Source organism: Pedobacter quisquiliarum, from assembly GCF_014642175.1.
GTDB lineage: Bacteria > Bacteroidota > Bacteroidia > Sphingobacteriales > Sphingobacteriaceae > Pedobacter > Pedobacter quisquiliarum.
Window position 1 is genome coordinate 42,570 of the sequence record NZ_BMIL01000005.1, and the last position, 20,372, is coordinate 62,941.

Annotated in this window: 21 protein-coding genes; 15 read left to right on the top strand and 6 right to left on the bottom strand. The window is 43.6% G+C overall.

Features of this window, described 5'->3' with window-relative positions; translation table 11 throughout:
• Positions 1-24: 24 nt before the first annotated feature.
• The 8 genes from IEW69_RS08345 (at position 25) to IEW69_RS08380 (ending at position 8,141) form a co-directional block, all read left to right on the top strand.
• Positions 25-1,899, top strand: a complete 1,875-nt coding sequence (locus tag IEW69_RS08345) for a RagB/SusD family nutrient uptake outer membrane protein (RefSeq protein WP_188626387.1) — start codon at positions 25-27, stop codon at positions 1,897-1,899.
• A gap of 17 nt (positions 1,900-1,916) precedes the next feature.
• Positions 1,917-2,879, top strand: a complete 963-nt coding sequence (locus IEW69_RS08350; RefSeq protein WP_188626388.1) for a formylglycine-generating enzyme family protein — start codon at positions 1,917-1,919, stop codon at positions 2,877-2,879.
• A 25-nt stretch (positions 2,880-2,904) separates the two neighbouring features.
• Positions 2,905-4,224, top strand: a complete 1,320-nt coding sequence (locus IEW69_RS08355) for a Gfo/Idh/MocA family protein (RefSeq protein ID WP_188626389.1) — start codon at positions 2,905-2,907, stop codon at positions 4,222-4,224.
• 9 nt (positions 4,225-4,233) lie between these two features.
• Positions 4,234-5,253 carry an FAD:protein FMN transferase gene (locus IEW69_RS08360; protein ID WP_188626390.1) on the top strand — a complete coding sequence of 340 codons (1,020 nt, stop codon included), beginning with the start codon at positions 4,234-4,236 and terminating at the stop codon, positions 5,251-5,253.
• A gap of 14 nt (positions 5,254-5,267) precedes the next feature.
• Positions 5,268-6,227, top strand: a complete 960-nt coding sequence (locus IEW69_RS08365) for a hydroxypyruvate isomerase family protein (protein ID WP_188626391.1) — start codon at positions 5,268-5,270, stop codon at positions 6,225-6,227.
• Between the two features lie 340 nt (positions 6,228-6,567).
• Entirely contained in the window at positions 6,568-6,966 is a 399-nt protein-coding gene (locus tag IEW69_RS08370; protein WP_229663563.1) for a hypothetical protein, read from the top strand.
• 15 nt (positions 6,967-6,981) lie between these two features.
• Positions 6,982-7,503, top strand: coding sequence for a hypothetical protein (locus tag IEW69_RS08375; protein ID WP_188626393.1), 522 nt, complete (start codon positions 6,982-6,984; stop codon positions 7,501-7,503).
• Between the two features lie 182 nt (positions 7,504-7,685).
• Positions 7,686-8,141 (top strand): hypothetical protein, encoded by a 456-nt coding sequence (locus IEW69_RS08380; RefSeq protein WP_188626394.1) that lies wholly within the window; start codon positions 7,686-7,688, stop codon positions 8,139-8,141.
• 58 nt (positions 8,142-8,199) lie between these two features.
• Here the strand turns inward: IEW69_RS08380 and IEW69_RS08385 are convergent, their stop codons facing one another.
• Positions 8,200-8,670: a hypothetical protein gene (locus IEW69_RS08385; RefSeq protein ID WP_188626395.1), complete on the bottom strand. Its 471-nt coding sequence runs from the start codon at positions 8,668-8,670 to the stop codon at positions 8,200-8,202.
• 522 nt (positions 8,671-9,192) lie between these two features.
• On the bottom strand, positions 9,193-11,499 hold the full coding sequence (locus IEW69_RS08390; RefSeq protein WP_229663564.1) for a TonB-dependent receptor: 2,307 nt from the start codon (positions 11,497-11,499) through the stop codon (positions 9,193-9,195).
• 344 nt (positions 11,500-11,843) lie between these two features.
• Between IEW69_RS08390 and IEW69_RS08395 the strand changes: the two genes are divergently transcribed.
• Positions 11,844-12,941, top strand: coding sequence for a hypothetical protein (locus IEW69_RS08395; RefSeq protein ID WP_188626396.1), 1,098 nt, complete (start codon positions 11,844-11,846; stop codon positions 12,939-12,941).
• A 63-nt stretch (positions 12,942-13,004) separates the two neighbouring features.
• On the opposite strand, the gene IEW69_RS08400 is transcribed toward IEW69_RS08395, so the two are convergent.
• The 4 genes from IEW69_RS08400 to IEW69_RS08410 all read right to left on the bottom strand — a co-directional run bounded on the left by IEW69_RS08400 (position 13,005) and on the right by IEW69_RS08410 (position 14,640).
• Positions 13,005-13,424, bottom strand: coding sequence for a Fur family transcriptional regulator (locus IEW69_RS08400; protein WP_188626397.1), 420 nt, complete (start codon positions 13,422-13,424; stop codon positions 13,005-13,007).
• 162 nt (positions 13,425-13,586) lie between these two features.
• The gene (locus tag IEW69_RS16995) at positions 13,587-13,721 is read right to left on the bottom strand and encodes a hypothetical protein (protein WP_262890758.1); all 135 of its coding nucleotides are present in this window, start codon (positions 13,719-13,721) and stop codon (positions 13,587-13,589) included.
• A 56-nt stretch (positions 13,722-13,777) separates the two neighbouring features.
• Positions 13,778-14,248, bottom strand: coding sequence for a hypothetical protein (locus IEW69_RS08405; RefSeq protein ID WP_229663565.1), 471 nt, complete (start codon positions 14,246-14,248; stop codon positions 13,778-13,780).
• A complete protein-coding gene (locus IEW69_RS08410) occupies positions 14,245-14,640 on the bottom strand; it encodes a MerC domain-containing protein (RefSeq protein WP_188626398.1) in 396 nt (131 codons plus the stop codon). The genes IEW69_RS08405 and IEW69_RS08410 overlap by 4 nt, the downstream gene beginning before the upstream one ends.
• Positions 14,641-14,676: 36 nt before the next feature.
• Here IEW69_RS08410 and IEW69_RS08415 point away from each other — a divergent pair, with 36 nt between their 5' ends.
• The 6 genes from IEW69_RS08415 to IEW69_RS08440 all read left to right on the top strand — a co-directional run bounded on the left by IEW69_RS08415 (position 14,677) and on the right by IEW69_RS08440 (position 20,367).
• The gene (locus IEW69_RS08415) at positions 14,677-15,102 is read left to right on the top strand and encodes a hypothetical protein (protein ID WP_188626399.1); all 426 of its coding nucleotides are present in this window, start codon (positions 14,677-14,679) and stop codon (positions 15,100-15,102) included.
• A gap of 285 nt (positions 15,103-15,387) precedes the next feature.
• Entirely contained in the window at positions 15,388-16,632 is a 1,245-nt protein-coding gene (locus IEW69_RS08420; protein ID WP_188626400.1) for a hypothetical protein, read from the top strand.
• A 113-nt stretch (positions 16,633-16,745) separates the two neighbouring features.
• Positions 16,746-18,167 carry an alkaline phosphatase gene (locus IEW69_RS08425; RefSeq protein WP_188626401.1) on the top strand — a complete coding sequence of 474 codons (1,422 nt, stop codon included), beginning with the start codon at positions 16,746-16,748 and terminating at the stop codon, positions 18,165-18,167.
• Between the two features lie 10 nt (positions 18,168-18,177).
• Positions 18,178-18,465, top strand: a complete 288-nt coding sequence (locus IEW69_RS08430; protein WP_188626402.1) for a hypothetical protein — start codon at positions 18,178-18,180, stop codon at positions 18,463-18,465.
• Between the two features lie 67 nt (positions 18,466-18,532).
• Entirely contained in the window at positions 18,533-19,159 is a 627-nt protein-coding gene (locus tag IEW69_RS08435) for an ABC transporter ATP-binding protein (protein ID WP_188626403.1), read from the top strand.
• Positions 19,156-20,367: an ABC transporter permease gene (locus tag IEW69_RS08440; protein WP_188626404.1), complete on the top strand. Its 1,212-nt coding sequence runs from the start codon at positions 19,156-19,158 to the stop codon at positions 20,365-20,367. The genes IEW69_RS08435 and IEW69_RS08440 overlap by 4 nt, the downstream gene beginning before the upstream one ends.
• Positions 20,368-20,372: the final 5 nt, after the last annotated feature.

Here is a 20,372-nt window from a genome sequence, read left to right on the forward strand (position 1 = left end):
ATGGGAACCGTTAAAAATTTAAATATGAAACCGATATACAGAAATAAATATTTATACGCACTGGCGATACTTGCAACAGTAACGTTGAGTTGCAAAAAAGACTTCCTGGCGGTGGAGCCACCAAATCAGATCTCGGCAGAGCTGGTCTGGCAGGATGCCGCACTTGCACAAGGCTTTGTAACGGAGATTTACAATGGCCTGGATGTAGGTGGATTTGATGAACAGATGTTGTCCTCCCTTTCGGATGAGTCCATGTTCACGCACCCGAACCGGGGTATTGACCTGATCAATGCCGGTACCATTAACCCTACGACTTTAGGCTGGGTGGATGAAACTTATGGCTATAACCAGATGTATAATCGCATCCGTTCTTGTAACATTGTTATTGAAAGATTGGAAGGTGGGGAGAATGGAATTGCCGATCAAAACATTAAAGACAAGCTTCTTGGTGAAGCGTATTTCTTGCGGGGCTACTTCTATCAGCAACTGCTTCGGTACTATGGAAGTGTGCCGCTGATTACGAAAAGTTATGCGTTGAATGACGATTTTCAGGTAAAAAGGGCCACTTATGAGGAGTGTGTTACGGCAATCCTTGCAGATTGTGAGAAGGCAATTACGCTTCTGAATGGTCGTACCATGGAAAAAGGACGTACCACATCCATGGCGGCAATGGCTTTGAAATCGCGCGTTTTGCTTTATGCAGCCAGTGATTTACACGACATCCCGACTGCAAAAACGAAGTCGTCCGTGATTGCCGGTTTTGCAAATCCAGAGTTTCTTGGCTATCTTTCAGGTGACCGAACCGCTCGGTGGACCGCAGCGCAAGCTGCTGCAAAGGCCATTCTTGATGCAGGTGCAGGCTATAAATTAAACCTTACGGCACCAGTAACACCGGAAGAAGGACGAATGAATTACAAGAGCATAGCAATGGGTGGTGGCAGCAAGGCACCGGGGGTTGATGCTTCGGCAGCAAGCGAGCTGATCTTTGCCCGCTATTTTATTGACCGTAGTGACATGCGTTATGGCCGTGCAAATGGACCGAACGGCTACCACAACTGGGCAGGAAATACGCCTATCGGTTTGCTTGTGGATGATTACGAAATGCAGGATGGTACGCCATTCAGCTGGAGCAACGCTGCGCAAAAGGCATCGCCTTACGTAAATCGTGATCCACGCTTCTATGCTACCATTTTATATGATGGTGCAAACTGGAAGCCGAGAAATCTGGTATCCGGCAATGTTGATCCGGCGAATCAGATTCAGACTGGTGAGTACGACCTGCAGGAAGGTTCCAGTGTAATCACCTTTAAAGGTCTGGATACCCGTGGCAGCTCCATTGAGAACTGGAATGGTAGCTGGACCGGCTACTATACCCACAAGTTTATTGATCCGGATCCGAACATCATTGAGGCTTCCAATCCGCAGTTTGTGCCATGGCCTTTCTTCCGCTATACGGAAGCCGTGTTCAACTACGTGGAAGCGAGCATTGAGCTTGGTCAGGAAAGCGAAGCACGTTTATGGCTCAACAGAATCCGCTTCCGCTCGGGCATGCCAGCAATAACCGCGACCGGAGATGCTTTAAAAGAAGCTTACCGCCATGAGCGCCGCATAGAAATGGTGTACGAAGAGCAGCGCTATCACGATGCACGCCGTTGGATGATTGCACCGCAAACCTTAGGTCGTAAAACAACCTACATTAAGGTTACCGGTAAATTTAAACCTGGCAAAACGCTGTCTTCGCCATACCGCTATGACCCTGAGATTTACAACTACACTTATACGCCGACGACAGAGACCGCCCAGGAGAACCGCAAATGGGAGGATAAGATCTACTTCAGACCATTTAGTCGCGACGAGATTAATAGAAACAATCAACTGATACAAAACCCCGGATATTAGATCCGCTTACTTAGCCGATGAGAAAAAGAATTTTTGGTGTATTAACATTTATGTGGGCTTCCACTTTCTGCTTCGCACAGCAGAAAGGGAAGCCTTACGTGCAAGAGATCAATGGTACAAAGCTGTCCTTTTCCATGCAGCCGGTGCCTGCGGGTGCCTTTACCATGGGCAGCAATAAGGGCAAGGATGATGAGAAGCCCCCACATCAGGTAAAGATCAGTGCCTTCTGGATGAGTACCCATGAACTGACCTGGGACTTGTACGAGGCTTTCCTTTACAAGGACTACGAAACCACCCATAGTGTTGGTGCCGTACCGGCGAATGTGGATGCGGTAACCCGTCCAACTAAACCCTATCTGGACATGACCTTCGGTATGGGCAAGGAGAATCATCCGGCATTGGCGATGACGCACTACAATGCTATACAATACTGCAAATGGCTATATGCACGGACCGGCGTATTCTATCGCCTGCCTACAGAAGCGGAGTGGGAGTATGCTTGTCGCGCAGGCAGCACCACTGAATATGCCTTTGGGGATGATGTGCAAGCATTGGGTGAGTATGCCTGGTATAAGGACAACAGTGGCGGCAAATCGCAGCAGGTGGGTAAGAAGAAACCCAACAAGTGGGGGATCTACGATCTGTATGGAAACGTAGCGGAATGGACGTATGACCAGTATCAGGCGGATTATTATGCCGGTGTGAAGAATGGGCAACAGGACCCAGTGAATGTGCCGGATAAACTGTATTCGCATGTGATCAGGGGCGGTTCCTATGAAGATCCGGCAAACGACCTGCGTTCTGCGGCAAGGCTTGCTTCTGACCCGGCATGGAAGCAGATTGATCCACAGATTCCAAAGAGCAACTGGTGGTTCCCGGAAGCGCCATTCATCGGCATGCGACTGGTACGGCCAGCGGTACCACCCTCAGCAGCGGAGATTGAAAAGTACTATGATACACCCGTAATTCCAGATTATTAAAACTAAAAACCAAAATATAAACAGAATGGAAAATGAAAAACTATCTGCGCCGCGCAGGGACTTTCTAAAGGCCGGTGCTTTACTTACAGGCGGCTTACTGCTTGACCAGTTTGCATTTGCTGCAGGACACTCCGGTGTAGATGATACGATAAAGATTGCTTTGATTGGCTGTGGTGACCGTGGTACGGGTGCTGCTTTTCAGGCCCTGACTACGAAATCTAACCTGAAGCTGGTGGCTATGGCTGATGCTTTTCAGGACAGGATGGATCAGAGCTACAAGCTGCTGAGTGATAAATTCAAAGAGAAGGTAGATGTGCCTGCGGACCGTCGCTTTGTGGGTTTCGATGGCTATAAAAAAGCGATCGCCCTGGCGGATGTTGTGCTGTTGGCTACGCCTCCGGGCTTCCGCCCGATGCATTTTGAGGAAGCGGTAGATAAGGGTAAACATGTGTTCATGGAGAAACCTGTTGCCGTAGATTCACCAGGGATCCGCAAGGTGCTTGCCGCTGCGGAAATTGCCAAGAAAAAGAAATTGAACGTGGTTGTGGGACTGCAACGCCGTTACCAGACGAACTACCGGGAAACGATGAAACGCATTCAGGATGGTGCCATTGGCGACATTGTAGGCGGACAGGTTTACTGGAACAGTGGTGGGGTATGGGTGAAGAAACGTCAGCCACAACAAACAGAAATGGAATACCAGATGCGCAACTGGTACTACTTCAACTGGCTTTGCGGAGATCACATTGTGGAGCAACACGTACACAACATTGATATTGCGAACTGGGCGAAGAATGCTTACCCGACCTCTATTCAGGGTACTGGCAGTCGCGCATGGAGAACGGGCAAAGATTACGGAGAGATTTACGATAACCATGCTGTGGAACTTACCTATGCGGATGGTGCGGTGATCTATAGCCAGTGCCGCCACTTTGAAGGTACCTCGAACCGGGTGGATGAAACTTTTCAGGGTACCAAGGGTAGGACTTACCTGTCGGCCAACAACCAGGGGATCCTTTGGGATCATACCGGTAAAGAGCTATTCAGTCACCCGACCAAGGGTAATGCAAATCCATACCAGACGGAACATGATGAGCTGTTTGCGGCGATCAGTAAAGGTGAATACAAATTCAGCGATGCCGAACGTGGTGCGAAGAGCTGTTTAACAGCGATCATGGGGCGTTATGCGACGTATTCAGGGCAGACCATTAAATGGGATGAGGCACTGAACGCAAACAACAGCTTGTTCCCGGAACAATTGGCCTGGGATGCAAAACCAAGACTGCTGCCGGATGAGAATGGCTTATACCCGATTCCAACACCTGGTAAAACAAAAGTGATCTAAGGAATATACGTGCTCATTTACAGATCAGCCATCATTTGTATTTTATTGCTGTTCCCCTTTCTGTTTAAGTCAGGGGAACAGCGATTGTACAGCATCCATGGTTATGCCCAGGGTACAGATTACAATCTGCGGTATTATTCGGATGCGGAAAGGGTAAAGAAAGCTGACGTCGACAGTTTGCTTGCGCAGGTTGATGCTTTAATGTCTTTATACAAGCCAGATTCACAGATCAACCAGTTTAACAAGTCTGAAAAGGGTTTGCCGATAGATGCGCATTTCCTTAGTGTAATGCTAAAATCGTTTGAGGTTTACAAAGCTTCGGAAGGGCGATTTGACGTTACTGTAGCACCGCTGGTGCAGCTTTGGGGTTTTGGGCCGGAAAGGGTACAGCAATTTCCAGACAGCAGCACGGTGAAGGAAACTTTAGCGCGTGTTGGCATGTGGCAGCTGGAGCTGGATGGTGATGTGCTCTACAAGAAGCATCCGGGGGTTACGATAGACCTGAACGGCATTGCGCAGGGTTTCAGCGTTGACGTTATTGCGAATTATCTGTTGGCCTCTGGTATTAAATCTTACATGGTTGAGATTGGCGGTGAGGTGGTTGTACATGGTGCGAAGCCGGATGGCACAGGTTTCCGGATTGGCATTGAAGGTCCTTCACCGGAAGGAAGTGCTGCAGTTGCTAAAGCAGCGCCTTTCCGGCACATTCTGGAGTTAAAAGAAGGCGCTGTGACCAGTTCGGGAACTTTCAATAAGTACAGGAAGTACAAGGAAGGGCGGATCAGCCATCTGATTGACCCGAAGACGGGTTATCCTTTGAAGTCGCCGATGATCAGTGTAACGGTTTATGCCGGAGATGCTTTAACGGCAGATGGCTATGATAACGCATTGATGGCGATGGGCAGCATTGAAGAGGCGATGGCTTTTGCGGATAAGGCAAAGCTGGAAGCTTATTTTATTTACCACAGGCCGGATGGAAGTCTGGCAGATACACTTACCACCGGATTCAAAACACTGCTGGTAGATTAACAAGAACAATCATCATGAAAAGAGGAGAATTTTTAAGAAATAGCCTGCTTGCAGGCGGCACACTGATGGCAGGATCGATCTTGCCGGGTGAAGCATCGGCTGCGGTAGGTAGCACTGCGGTAGGTAGCGCTTCGGCAAATGGCGCTTTAGCGCAAAAAGGTAAGACTTTTAACCTGGATTATGCACCGCATGAGGGCATGTTCAGTAACAGTGCAGGAAAGAATTTTCTGGATCAGATCCAGTTTATGTACGATCAGGGTTTCCGCTCCATTGAAGACAACGGCTACCTGGGGCGTTCCACAGAGGAGCAGACCAAAATCGGGAACCTGCTGGCAAAGCTTGGGATGCGTATGGGTGTGTTCGTGGTTGATGGCGGCGACAACTGGAAGACATCCCTGACGACTGGTAAAAAGGAGTTCAAGGATAAGTTTGTCGATACTTGTAAGCGGTCGGTAGAAGCGGCGAAGCGCTGCAACGCGAAGTGGTTGACGGTAGTGCCGGGTTTTTATGACCGCAGGTTGCCTTACGGCATTCAAATGGCAAATGTAGTGGATGCCATGCGTGCAGGTGCGGAGATCTTTGAGCCCGCTGGGCTGATTATGGTGCTGGAAACGCTAAGTGATACGCCGGAACTGTTTCTACAGCAAACGCATGAGACGTATAACGTTTGTAAGGCGGTGAATAGTCCTTCCTGTAAGATCTTGTATGATATTTACCATATGCAGAAAACGGAGGGCAACCTGATTGTGAACATGGATCGCTGCTGGGATGAGATTGCATATATTCAGATTGGCGATAACCCAGGGCGGAAGGAGCCAACAACAGGCGAGATCCACTATAAGAATCTGTTTAAGCATATTCATGGGAAGGGTTACAAGGGCGTTATGGGTATGGAGCATGGTAATTCAAGACCGGAAGCGGCAGGCGAGCAACGCGTGATACAAGCTTATCGGGAGGTAGACCAGTTTTTGTAAAGGTTTATCAGTCTGCCTTCATAGAAGGCAGACTGATAAACTAGTGAATCTTGTTCCCTCCGTAGAATTATAAAATAGATGCCCGACATTCTTTTTAAATGCATCAATATGCTACTGGCAAATTGTTCAAAAAGTGGTGTTATATCATGTAATATGGATACCTTGTTTTAACCAATTAGTAACATTAAATAATATCGCTTAGGGAATAATGGGGTTTGGATTCAACCTGCTTTTCATTTTTGTACTTGTTCCACTGACAATTATCCTATTAATTGGATGGCTGCTTACGAGAAAGGTACTGTATGGTAAAGTTCTTGGGTTTATATGGTTGCTCATTTTTATGCTTATCGTACTCTCATTTTTAATAAATGCGATTACCGAGAAGAAAAAGCTCAGAAGGAAAGACTTTGCTGGTGAGTATATCGTGGATAGAAGCTACTTTTCAGGAAGAAATGCTAACTGGCAATATGATACTTTCAAGTTTGAAATCAAGGAAAACGATTCTTTATACTTCTACACTATGGAGGGAGGTAGGCCTGTTAAAAAGCTCGTCGGCACGATTAAGACAGTGGACATATACCCTTCCCATAGACTTATTATCAATGTAAGCGCTCCCAGATCTCATCTGATTGACAGCATCCCGACAATATACCGAGATGGCAGTAGTTTTCACCTGATCTTCAATTCTTCGAAATTTGGCAATATGTATTACAAAAAAGGCAATTGGCACCCAAGATAATCAGGAATTACTGCAATGAAACGAATAAAACTTAGTCCCATTAATTTGTTGTTCCATTACTCCTTATCTATTATTCTATTGTTTACCGGAGGTAGTTTTATTTATAAAGGGGTAACTGAGGATTTTCCTAAAGAGATGCCTTTTGAAGAACATAATCTATTATTGATAGGGACCGTAATGATCGTTGCTGGAATGTTAACGTTTAATCGGGAATTTAGGAAGTTGGAATTCTATGCCATTAGCCTTAATGGCTTTGACCCTAGCGCGGCAGCTACTTTAATTGTTGATATCCTGAAAGAAAATGCCTGGCTGATAGATGAACAAGGTAAGGACAAGATTATCGCTTCCGGTGCAAATTATGATAATCGTACAAATCGGATTTTCAGTGCTCGCAAGCTGCTTACCATTCTTATCGTAGATGATACTTTATTGCTGAATTGCCTTGTTGAGCCTCCCGGGAGCAACCAGGTTACTTTTGGAAATACCCGACGTATTGTAATTAAAGTGGTTGATGCGTTTTTATTGAAAGCATCTTAAGGCTCAATCACTAAGCTCTTATATTCCAGCATTTGTGTGAAATTCAACGGAATAATCTTGTTGTGCTCCCGGTAGTTTTAAATCTGTTTTTTATTGTTAATCTACGTGCTAGCTAACTTCGATATGCTTTTATTTGTATCAAGGTGTGTGAGCGGGATCATTCATATTGAATTGGATACAACATGATAAAGTTTAAAAGCGACGACAGGCTTTTTATTGCCACATTAACTTGGGGACTAATAATTGTAGTTTTAGGTTATGTCGCATTAAAGCACTACGAAGTCAGTTTATTTACCTGTTTTTGGCTACTACCTGGTTTGTTTTTTATTGCTATAGCATTCCTAAAAAGGGAAATCGTGATAATAGATAATGGGTTCTTAATTATTAAGAATAGGATTAACATTCTGCCAAAGCGCATTAGATTGGATGAAATTAAGAAGGTTAAAGTCTTGGAGCAGGGAAATAGTAACCTCGCAAGTAATCAAGGTCTTTTACATCTAATACTATGGGATAAAAAGTTTACCCGTCCCAAAGACATAAAGATATTTGGGGCTAACAAGGTTAAACTCTTCACGATCGATGCACGTGCAATAGATAACGCTGCGTATCTGCAGCTAATCCAAAGAATCAAGAAATGAATGGCTGTGAAAGAATTAACGACCTGCAATCAATAAGTAATCAACTTGAGAACTATACCTACTTGTCACGATGTTTCTCATCATATGCAGCAATAAGATTATTTAGCAGGCTTGTTTCGGTGGGGCCAATAATTCCTTCTTGCTGGTAGGGTACCAATACATCTATGATGAAATCATATTCCAGTTGATTTCTTATTTTTCCTCGTTTAATTACTCGAGCAAGCTTGTTCTCTCTTCGATAGTGAAGCCCTGAACTTTTTATTTGTGCCCAGAAAAAGTCGACTGTTTTTCCTGAACCTTCTTGAAAATAAGTGAACACATCGTTTTCTAAATAGCTTAGGCTCTTCGTATTCTTGTACCTTGGTTCTGGGTTTATGAGGCTATTTTTTAAGGATATGTAGGTGTTTATAGCTCGTTGGATATTGTTTTCATACCAATTTGGAGGAGGAAACAACTGGAAAGCATTTATAGCAATGTCTATAGCAGCAGTTAGCTGTATCGTTTGTTCTTCATAGCTGAATTTACGCATATCTCAATGTATGCTTATCAAAATGTATATTGTTCCATGATTCAAAGCTATTGGTCCGTTTTGAATTAAATTTATAATAAACAAGTATGACAAATATAAAATCTAAACTGATTTCCTTAACATCGGCAAAATGAATTTTGTATTACGCATAAAACACTGGCAGCTGTTCATATTGATGTTTTTACCATCAATCTTAGCAGGGATTTTCAGTTCAGAAATACTCGACACATGGCATGTACTATCCTCAATATGGGGTATTTTGATTTATCTAATATGGCTATATCAAGTCGGCATAGCTTTCAGTCAAGCCTTCAATGGTTGTTACAGCCAAGTTTGAATATACACATGTATGCTAGGAATAGGATAAACACGTTTAGCCCTAATGAAGGAAGGTTGTAATCCCCAGGTGTCTGATCAAACGAAAATATTATCCTGCTTTTCGCTGTTCGAACAGGACTGAACGGCAAATGTCTTCATACCGGCAGTAGCTACAGCATTATGTTTCATTGCTCCCCCACAGCATTAATTGATGCTCGCTTTTATGCCTAAAGCAATATTAATCCCGGGAAGCGGCGCTAAATACTTAAGAAATGAATTCTGTGGACGTGCCTCGGTATTTAACAAATTGTGGCCTTCTGTGAAGTATTCCACTCTAAAACCCCTGATTGAACTTTCATAAGCAAGTCTTGCATTCAAAAGGGTATAGGCTGGCATCGGTGGTTCAGGGTTGATGTTTTTGCCTAAGTATCGTTGCTGAAGGTAGCGATCTAACCCGATGTTTAGTGCCAGGTTTTTAACTTGAATACCACCCGAAAATCCAAACCGGCTGGTGGGCATATTGGGCATATAATCACCCTCTGCCCAGTCTCTCATTCGATCATCTGAAACATTTATATTCTGTACCAAGTCAACATAAGATGCAATTTCAAGCTTCGCTTTAGATCCTAATGCACGATTATAGCCAATCTCTGCCTCCCATCCTGTGAGCTTTGTATCTGCCTGCCGCCACTCTTTAACTAAAAAGCCACCAGAGCGAGAGATACCAGTGTGTGCAAGGTACATGTAGTTCTGGAACCTTCTCTGGTAATAGCTGAACTGCAGGTGGATTCCCTTCAAATTTATTCCCGTTGATAGCTCCCCGGTTTTGGCGGTTTCCTTTTTAAGCTTATCATCACCATTCTCTTCAAGCATGATGGCAAAGTGATTGTTCCCCGAATAAAGTTCATTTACGTCAGGTGCTCTTTCAGCATGTAAGTAAGCGGCTCGGATAAATGCAATGCTCTTCAGGTTAAGCTGCAATCCAGCGCTATATTGGTTAAGATGAAAATTCCTGTCACTCAGCTTTCCACCAGCAAGACCTCTACTGGGCGTATATCCTGGCGTTCGCCTGGCCCTTCGTTCAACAAGATCATGGCGATATCCAAGATCGAGGGCTACCGGCTTTAATGTAATTTGTTGCAGGGTAAAAAGGCCATACTCGTTACTGGAATTATCCGGTAAATAGCGCTGCTCACCACTGCCAATTAATTTCAAAGAAGCATAGTCCAGCCCACTTGTACCTTTCAAAAAGCTGCTTACTCGCTGATCTACTTCTAGCCTTGCAACTTGCCGGGTAGAAGTGAACATATTGGCCAGGTAATCACCGATGAGTTCACTATCATCTGACCACTGCATTACATAATTCATCCTAATAGATTCTATGCTGCTTTTTGAAGCACGGTACTGAGATTCCAGTAGAATGCTATTTGATGCCGACCTGGTATTTATTGGTAGATAGCCAGTACTTCCGCCTACTTCATGCGTATAGCCATCATCATGGGTATGGGTGTGCCCAGGAAGCTTTCGCAGTGCGAAGCCGGGAATACCGTAGTATCCGTAAGACCTTTTATATCCCAAACCGGCAGAAAAGCTGTCGCCAATATAGCTTGTGCCAAGATTTAAGGCATAACTATTTGAATGGCTATTAGGCATTATTCCCCTAACTACCGGTGCGTAATCGTGTATACCTTTGACAATTTTTGTAGAAAGGGGAGTACCAGCGGGCTGCCCGGGAATGTATAGCAAATTTCCAGGATTAGGTACAACCACGCCTCCAATAACCGAGTTTTCTTGAAAGGTATAGATGTCCGCTTCGCTCAACGCCCACTCCGGATTATTCAAGTTTTCAATAACAAACTGGCTTAGATACGGGTAAAGGGTCAAATTTCTTATGGTCTGTGTCTCCACGTTTACCTGAGCCATTGTTTGGGTAAGCGGATCTATGCCAGGATCAAAGGCAATGGGCGCTTTTGTATTTCCTGGAATTCTAAGGTCTTTGTTAAAGCGATTCATCGCCCCAAAGTGCCATACCCAGTGTTTACCAGTATTACCATTAAGATCTACAGCTTGCCTGAAACCACTATTGGTTCCCCCGGCTGCAGTTACAAAGCCATCAAGAGCTCTGGATGTTTTCCTTTTAGGAACAGTATTGTCTTTGATATTCACTGCACCCCCAATCGCTCTACCACCAAAAAGAATGCTCGCATCACTTTTGTGAATATCAATCCCTAAAGTGTTGTCCATGTCAACGATCAGATTCAAGTTAGGGCTTACTCCGGCTAAATCACTAATTGATAATCCGTTGCTGAGAACTTTAACCCGGTTACCACTAAGGCTTCTAATTACAGGAGTACCAGAATTGGGTCCAAAGTAACTGTTTTGTACGCCAGGAACATGACTTAAGGTTTCTCCTAGAGTACCAGCTTGTACAACCTGAAGTTGCTTTCGTGAGATCGTGTGCTTGCCGGATCCACTGGGCGCATTGCTTCCCTGAATATTTACTTCCTGCAAGTCTACTGTTTTTAGACTATCCCTGTATTGCGATTCCTGTGCATATACGCTTAAACTAGATAACAAGATTACAATCAGAAAAAGCTTGCCTGCGTAATTTTCAATAGATCTTTTAAAATGGAATGTTTGCACCTGATACATTTATTTAAAGGCAGGCAAATATAGCACTCAAGTATTATTGTGCAACATTGTTGCAACAAATTAGATGGCTTAATCTTAATGGGTGTTGATTCTCAGATATTTAAAAATAAGCTTTCACTTTAAATGCTGTAAGACTGCCTTTGCAAACGCAACTATATTGCATATACGGTATGTAAAATATACTTTTGACAAAAATCTTATTTATGCAACTTTTTACAAAAACCACAAAACTATTGATGGTGCTGGGCATGGTCCTTTCCATTTCGGCCTGCAAGAAAAATGAAGACATTCCTTTGAATCAGGTCCCCATAGACCTTCCAGGAAGCCTTTCACTAGTGTACGGTGACCAGCAGGAGATCCTGCTCCCCGAAAACATTAGAAACGCCTCAGATTTACAAATTCGCTTTGATTTCAATGCAACTGAAAACGTGCAGATTAACAGTTCAACCAGGCTACATGATAAACTTACCGAGGCGGTTACGATAGAAAAGAATACAGGTAAAATACATGTGAATAGTACATTGTTATACCCAAATGGTGCAGTGTCGGCCAGCAGCGGAAGCAAAATTCCTCAAAGCTATAAGATCACGGTGGTAGCAAGTTCTGCTGAAAAGGCCTTTGAAGGAAGGCAATCAATTGAAATTGAAGTCACTCCTGCAAAGCTGAATATCAAAGGTCTGGATAATGAGGCTGCAATTCCTTTCACCTATGTGTTGTACGGTAATCCCGCCAACTTTGAGCTTGAAGCGCCAGGAATACTGCTGGAAGGAACCACATGGAGGATCGAGAATAGCACTTCCCTTGGTGCTGAAGTCACCTTAAAATCAAACCAGCTACAGTTCTCAGCAAGTGCAGGTGATCCAAACAAGAAAGCCGAAAAGGCATATGATGTGGTTCCAAGTCTTCAAAAAGATGGCTTTAGCGTTGCCTTAAGATCTTTCCGGGTTATTTTCATGCCTCAGATCAAATTCTTCTACGGGCAGTATTACGCTGATTTGGATCTTACTATCCTTTTAAACCAGTTGCACATCGCACTGTCAAACGGTTACAAATCCACTCCACCAACACTCTACCCACAGGATTATAAGTCCACTTTTGAGATTGTCTCGATAGAAAAAGATAATAAAGCCTTTGAGAATATTGATGACATCTTTACCATAGATTCAAAAACAGGATCGGTGTCGGTGAAGAAAAATTCTGTACTTACTGAAGGCGCTTATAAAGTCACGGTGAAAGCCTTAACAACAACAGGATTGGGTTTCACAACAACCTTAACACTTAACATGTCTAAAGGAGAATAGTCTTGATGAATTAAAATGTGCGTTTGTTCATTAAGTTAAAGGCCGGGCTATTATGTCCGGTCTTTAATTTGAGCTGCATACCTTACACAAGCCAGTTGCCACTATTGAAACATTTTCTGCTTTAAAGCCTGTTGGAATATCAACTGGGGGGTTAGTGGATTGTAAACAGTAAATTTTCCTGCAGTTTAAACAGTTGAAATGAATATGCTGATCTTTATGATGTCCTGCACTGCAGCTGGAGCTGCAGCTTGCGTAGTTTGTTGTACCAAACTGATCTACAATACTGTGCAGTATCCCTTTTTCTTCAAAAGAACTTAGTATACGATAAAGTGTAACTCTATCCATTTCACCTTTGAGCCTCTTTTCCAATTCAGGTTGTGAAAGTGCAAAGTCCGCTTGAGAGAATTCCTCAAGTACCACATGTCGCTGGCGGGTACTTCTTAATCCATGCGTTTTAAGTATTTCTTCCGCAGATGCTCCCATAATCTATCTTATTTTTACAAAGATAACAATTAGCCATATGACAGGATCTTTGAAATGTCAATGTTGTAGGTTTACATAGCAGAAGTCTCTGCTATGTTCAAACGAATGCTTCACTTCAACTAATGCGGGGATTAAAGTCCGAGCTTATATGGAATTCTGACTTTATCTACCAGACAACTTGCTATTAATGTACTGCCGGTAAATGTCTTTGGCTTCGGGCTTTTTATGTGTGCATCCAGGGTTAATCATGCTGATGGCCATCAGGAACACACCAATTACTAGTTTATGTCTTCTCATTATTTCTTCTATAAATTTCTAACTCGTACTGCGTTTAGTGTTTAAGAACGGTATACTTACTTTTGCAAAACAGCGTCCGATAATACAATCGGAGGATAATCCCGAATGTTTACTCTTTTCAACTTAAGCTTTCCTCGTACCCGGATAGGCTTATAAGTGAATTCTAGCCCTTCAGCCATCTCAACTAAAATCATGATTGGAACTCCATTTTTTCCGCAATAAAAACACTGGTTAATTGGTAGGGTGGATAGTAGAAAACGTGTTTGCTTCATTCCATCTCTAATCGGTATTAGATAACCTTGAAGTTCAAAATCGTGGTTTGCTTGTTTTTTAAGCTCATCTGAGAACACTGGATAAATTTCATTACCGCTCCCCTGCTTGAAATCAAGTGTTCCGATAATGGCCCAGGATCTTGATTGTAATAAGTCCCCCGCTCGATGTTGAGCCCTACTTTGCTTGCTAACGAAAGATAATGCAAACAGCACAAGGCATGATAGGAATAGGTTTCCACTACTTCTATTACTCATTTCTTGTTTTCGTGACTGTGGCCACAAACCTGGATGTACTTCCAATTAATAAAATGTGCAATGGCAATAGTGAAGCCGCCCAGGGGAATTAATATGGACTCCACTTCATGCCAGGCAAAATGACCAGTGGCGATCAATGAAAATCCAGATAGGAGCAAAACCATTGGTGACCACCTCTTATGCTTTGCATAAGAGCCTCCAATTGACCATGTGCCAATTAGCGCCGAAAAGAAGATCATGGTGATCTCCACCCAAGTGTTTGCTAAAAACTCCAGACCGATCAAAGGCAACGATGTGGCTACAATTGGCAAAACGGCACAATGGATGGCGCAAGCTATAGAGGCGCCCATCCCCAGCTGATCAAGCTGCCCCGATTTCAATAGTGATTTCATGACGGTAAACATACGCAACATTGTTGCATTAAAGAAATGTCTTCAGATTCTTTACATTACTTTTTTATCAATGATATTGCGGGGCTAAATAGTTTTATGCAACTTTGGTGCATTGTGATACAAGACAAACATAATAAGTCAGCTCAGCTGTATAAGGCCACGTCAATGGTGCTTGTCATGCTGCTGCTTTTAGCGTTTGTTTTTCCGGCAATTCACTCCCATCACAATGATGCTCCGACAACACACAGCGAAAAACAGATCACAATTGCATCCAAAAAATGTCCGATTTGCTCGTTTCTGTCACATCAAGAGCATCATAAGTACTTAGTACCGACGGATCATCCTTCTATCCAACGCGTTTCAACTTACACCACCATTTTGACAGGCGTTTTTGCAGGTGTCTATAAGTTCACGCTTCAGGGATTTACCAACAAAGGCCCGCCTTTAGCCGCTATTGCTTGATAATACATTTATCATTTCTGATGCCCAAACAACGGTGGCTATTGCAATAGCTTGGATGTTGTTTGAATTTGCCATGTGCGATTTCTAGACATACATGCATGCTTTTAGGTTGTAAATCAATTTTTGATCGCTATTATAAAAGTGTAATTGGACTCTTACCGATAGGCTGAGGTCTGCTTAATCAGGATTGGCGCATCAGCCACTAACAACCCCGCCAGGGGTAATGCACAATTATCTGTGCGCCTCAGTTTCCATTCTAATATACTTCCTACTTAAATCATAATCATGAACTTCAAACCAAACTTTAAAAAATTAAGTCTGCTATTCATTGTTGCAGCGACATTCTCAGCGTGTAAAAAAGATAAAGAAATCACAAGTCCCGAGCTAGGTGATGAAAGCACTAAGGAAAGTAAATATGTTCGCTTGCTGATCAGTGACGAGCTAAGCACGCAGCTTAGTCTTATTGATCCATTCTCAGCAAAGGTCGAGCAGTTTAATGCTAAGTTTCCAATGGCCAATCTTTATGGTACCGCCTCGGGCCGATATGCGGCTGTTTTATATCAAAGTCAAAATCTTGTCGACGTATTTGACAGTGGTCTTGCCTCCCATGTTGACCATGTAGATGTTATTAATGAGGCCAAATGGGGCAGCATTTCAGCTGAGGGGATCAAACCTACGCACTTTAAAAGTAAGGGAACTGAATCCATCATTTTCAACGATGGTGATGGCACACTAAGCGTTGCCAGTGACCAGGATTTTAGCAAAGCTGGTGCAAAGTTTAGTGTTATAAACGCAGGTCTGCTTCCTCATCATGGCGCCATGGCCCAGTTTGATAATGGTACCTATGCGGTGACTGTGGCAGCTACTGCGGGAGCCTCTCCAAACCGGGTTCAAGTCATCGACAAGACTGGAAAACTAATACATGCATCAAATCTTGAGATCGGCGCCATCCATGGCAACGCTACAGACGGACGAGTTGCAGTATTCGGTGGCTATACAGATGCAGCTGCAGCAGCTGGAGGGGTGCTTGTGGTAAACGCCACCGGTGAGCAGCGACTTGTCCCCAATCCCGAAGGGTTTGGAGCTTTCCGTTTAGCTAACATTTACTATGCGAAAGCGGCAAACAAGTTCATTGGATTTGTAGCAACAAAAGGGGCTTACATGATTGATGTTGCGGCAAATAAAGTATCTCCAATTTACGCTGGGAACGATGCTTTCCAATGCAAGGTTGACTACGCTGGCAAAAATCTTTTGGTGCTGACCTTAGATGGTAAGCTTCGAATTTATGATCTCTCAACAGGAGCGCTTAAAAAAGAAGGTGGCGTGATTGGTGCAGTTCAAACAACTGACACCTATAAACCGGTACTGGAATCCACTTCATCATATGCCTACATCGCTGTTCCAGCCTTAGGTGAAGTACATCAGATTGACCTTCAAAACTTTAGTACAGTGGTAAAACATAAGGTTACATCCAGACCAATAAGGCTTACCTTATTTGGTTTTGAAAGTAGCGCAGGTCACAACGATTAATTGTTAAACGGCACCGATAGATCGGTGCCGTTTGATCTAAATGGAATCAACTACCTGCTTTTAAAGTAGGTAACAAGAAATGAAAACCTCAACAGGAACTTTCCCCTAATACAATGAAAAGAAGAGACTTTTTTAAGGGTAGCTCAGCACTTATCGGTGCCTCGCTCTTATCTCCTACAGCAATTTTAGCGCAGGAACACGAGCATATAGAATTAAAGGATGGCCAGGCCAAGAACATTATTTTTATGGTCAGCGATGGAATGAGTGCCGGTACTTTGAACATGGCCGACATGCTACTGCGTAGAAAAGAAGGCCGCGTTAGTAACTGGATTTCCCTTTATGAACAAAACCGGGTTAAACGGGCATTCATGGACACCGCTTCTGCTAGTTCACTCATTACCGATTCAGCAGCGGCTAGTTCTTCCTGGGGAGGCGGAAAGCGGGTAAATAACGGATCGCTGAACACCAATGCGGATGGATCAGAAAACACCCCGATTTGGATGAAGTTCAAAGCTGCAGGTAAGTCTGCAGGATGTGTGACCACCGTACCCATTACACATGCAACACCTGCTGGATTCTGCGTAAGCAGCAAAGGTAGAAGTGATCAGGCAGGTATCGCATTGAAATACCTTTCTTCGGGCTTTGACGTCCTTTTAGGTGGAGGTACTGAATTTTTCAGCCCCTCACTTCGGGAAGACAAAGAAGATGTATTTAAAAGATATCGTAATGCAAATTATACCGTATTAGAAAACAAGAAGGACCTGATGCATGCAGCCAAATCTCAGGATAAGCTGCTTGGTGTTTTCCACCAGGACGGACTTCCATATACCCTTGACCGGTCGAATGATGCTAGCCTGGTTGAGCGTATTCCCACGCTCTCGGAAATGACTGCAACAGCAATTGAAAAACTTAGTAAAAACCCTAAAGGATTTGTCCTGCAAGTTGAGGCTGGAAAAGTAGATTGGGCAGCACACGCAAATGACATCGGAGCACTTCTTTATGACCAGATCGCTTTTGATGATGCAATTAAAGTGGTGTTAGATTTTGCAGAAAAAAACAAGGACACGCTGGTTGTTATTACAACAGATCATGGAAATGCAAATCCAGGCTTATTCTATGGAAATAAAGCGAACCAAAACTTCGATAGGGTTCAAACCTTTAAGCATACCAATGAATGGATCTTAAGTGGAGTAGATAGGAATACCAGCGCATCAACGCTCGTCGATAAAATAGCCGAGGCACAGGGCTACTCCATTAGCAAGGAAGAGGCCGCAAGAATACTCAAGCACTATCAGACACTTGACGAAAAAGGGATTTATAATCCTAGAAATTTACCGTACCAGGAACTAGCGCGGCTGCAAACCGCTTACACCTCGGTGGGTTGGGGTTCAATGGATCATTCAGCAGATTATGTGGAACTAGCCATGCTCGGCCCGGGTAGTGAATTGCTAAATCCCTTCGTTCGCAATTTTGAATTACACAATCTGATGCTACAGGCTGCAGGTCAGCCGGGGGGGACGCATGTAGATTCTTAATGGTTGAGAAATGAAAAGTATAATCGTTGGATTGATCATTATGATTTGTGGTATACTACGCTCTATTGCCATAATGGATGAAGTGCAACACGAACTACATGCAACGACATCCGGACACACGGACTTGCGCCTGCTACTATATCCTCTTTTGATCCCTTTAGGCATAACCATTATCACTACAGGAGCAGGTAATCTGGTTTATCAGCATGGTCAGCGAAAACGGAAGCTATACTGGACAATGTATTATAAACCTTCCGGGAAACAGGTTACATACCTTAAAAAGAAATGGAAGCACTAAGGAAACCAGGTTCAATCAGGAACGTGGCGATGCCTTTTAACATCAAGCTCATAGCAGCAATACATATATGATCACACTAAAATCTCTTTCGCACAGCTATAAAGGTGGACAAACCATCGAATTTAAAGACTGGCATATTAAAACCAATGAGCGTTGGCTGCTGCTGGGGAATTCAGGGAGTGGCAAGACTACCTTACTTCACCTGATGACCGGCATTTTGCAGCCCAGCGCTGGTGAAGTAAATATAAATGGCACCTCTATATATAGCCTGTCTTCTAAAAGCCTGGATCAGTTTCGAGGGCAAAACATTGGGATTGTTTTTCAGCGCCCGCATTTAATAGGTAGTTTATCCATTTTGGAGAATCTGATTATCGTGCAGCGATTCGCTAACCTGGCTAAAGACATGGCAAGGATCAAGGAAGTATTGGCATCTCTGGACATTTTAGATAAGCAAAATGCCTATCCAGCCCAGCTGAGCCAGGGGCAACTTCAAAGGGTATCGATTGCCCGTGCAGTACTTAATAAGCCAGCCCTATTAATTGCCGATGAGCCGACATCAAGCCTGGATGACAAAAATGCATTTGCAGTGCTGGATCTGCTGCTTACCCAGTCCGAGCTTAACCAAACGACGCTGGTTGTAGCCACTCACGATAAAAGAATTAAAGATCCATTTTCTAATACTTACATCTTATGAGTCCTATCCATATAAGCTGGAGAAGCATTTGTTCTAAACCGCTTTCATCTTCTTTAAATCTACTGCTAATCGCATTTGGAACTGGTATTTTAACCATTTTACTTCTGGCCTCTACACAGATTAATGATAAGCTGGAGCACAATTCTAAAGACATTGACCTGGTTGTTGGTGCAAAAGGAAGTCCGCTTCAGCTAATTTTAAGCAGCATATATCATATAGATTTTCCTACTGGCAACATCCCGCTAAAAGAAGCACAGTCGCTGATGCAGAATCCCTGGGTAAAAAGTGCTGTCCCTCTGGCATTGGGTGACAATTACAATGGTGCTCGCATTGTAGGCACGGACACAAATTTTGTCAACCTGTATCAACTTAAACTGGATAAAGGACGCATCTGGCATGCTGATTTTGAAGCCACCATTGGATCTGCTGTAGCTAGAGACCAGCACTTGAAGGTTGGTGATCAGTTTTATGGCGCACATGGACTAAGCGGTGGCTCAGACATCCATAAAGCCAAAGCATACCGCATAACCGGCATCTTACAGCCAAAAGGGAATGTGACGGATAATTTGATTCTGACTAACATATCCAGTATCTGGAAAATGCATGATGCCCATCATAAAGGGGAAGATCATGACCATGCAAATGAAGCTTCATCAGAAAATGAACATCAGGAAATTACATCCCTTTTAATTCAATTTCGATCGCCAATGGCTGTGGCACTCTTTCCAAGGATGGTTAATGAATCTACGAATATGCAGGCCGCTTCACCTGCACAGGAAAGCACTCGTTTATTCTCCTTAATTGGCATTGGCGTAGACACATTGCAGTGGTTTGCAATCCTGATTATGTTTATAGCAGCCATTAGTGTTTTTGTGAACCTTTACAACTCACTAAAGGATCGCAGCTACGACTTAGCTATAATGCGGACCCTAGGTGCTTCAAGAGGGAAGCTCTTTTTGATTGTCATCACAGAAGGCATCGTATTAACAGTGGCTGGAGCTTTAATCGGCATCGCACTCGGGCATGCTGTTTTAGGAATAATCAGCCATTTTCAGGAAAGCAGCCAGGCCAAACTTAACGCGCTTTATTTTGTGCAAGCGGAAGTATACCTGCTCATCTCCGGGCTGGTACTAGGAATACTCGCATCCATCATCCCTTCCTGGCAAGCTTACAATGTCAACATCTCAGAAACGCTATCAAAGAACTAAACTTA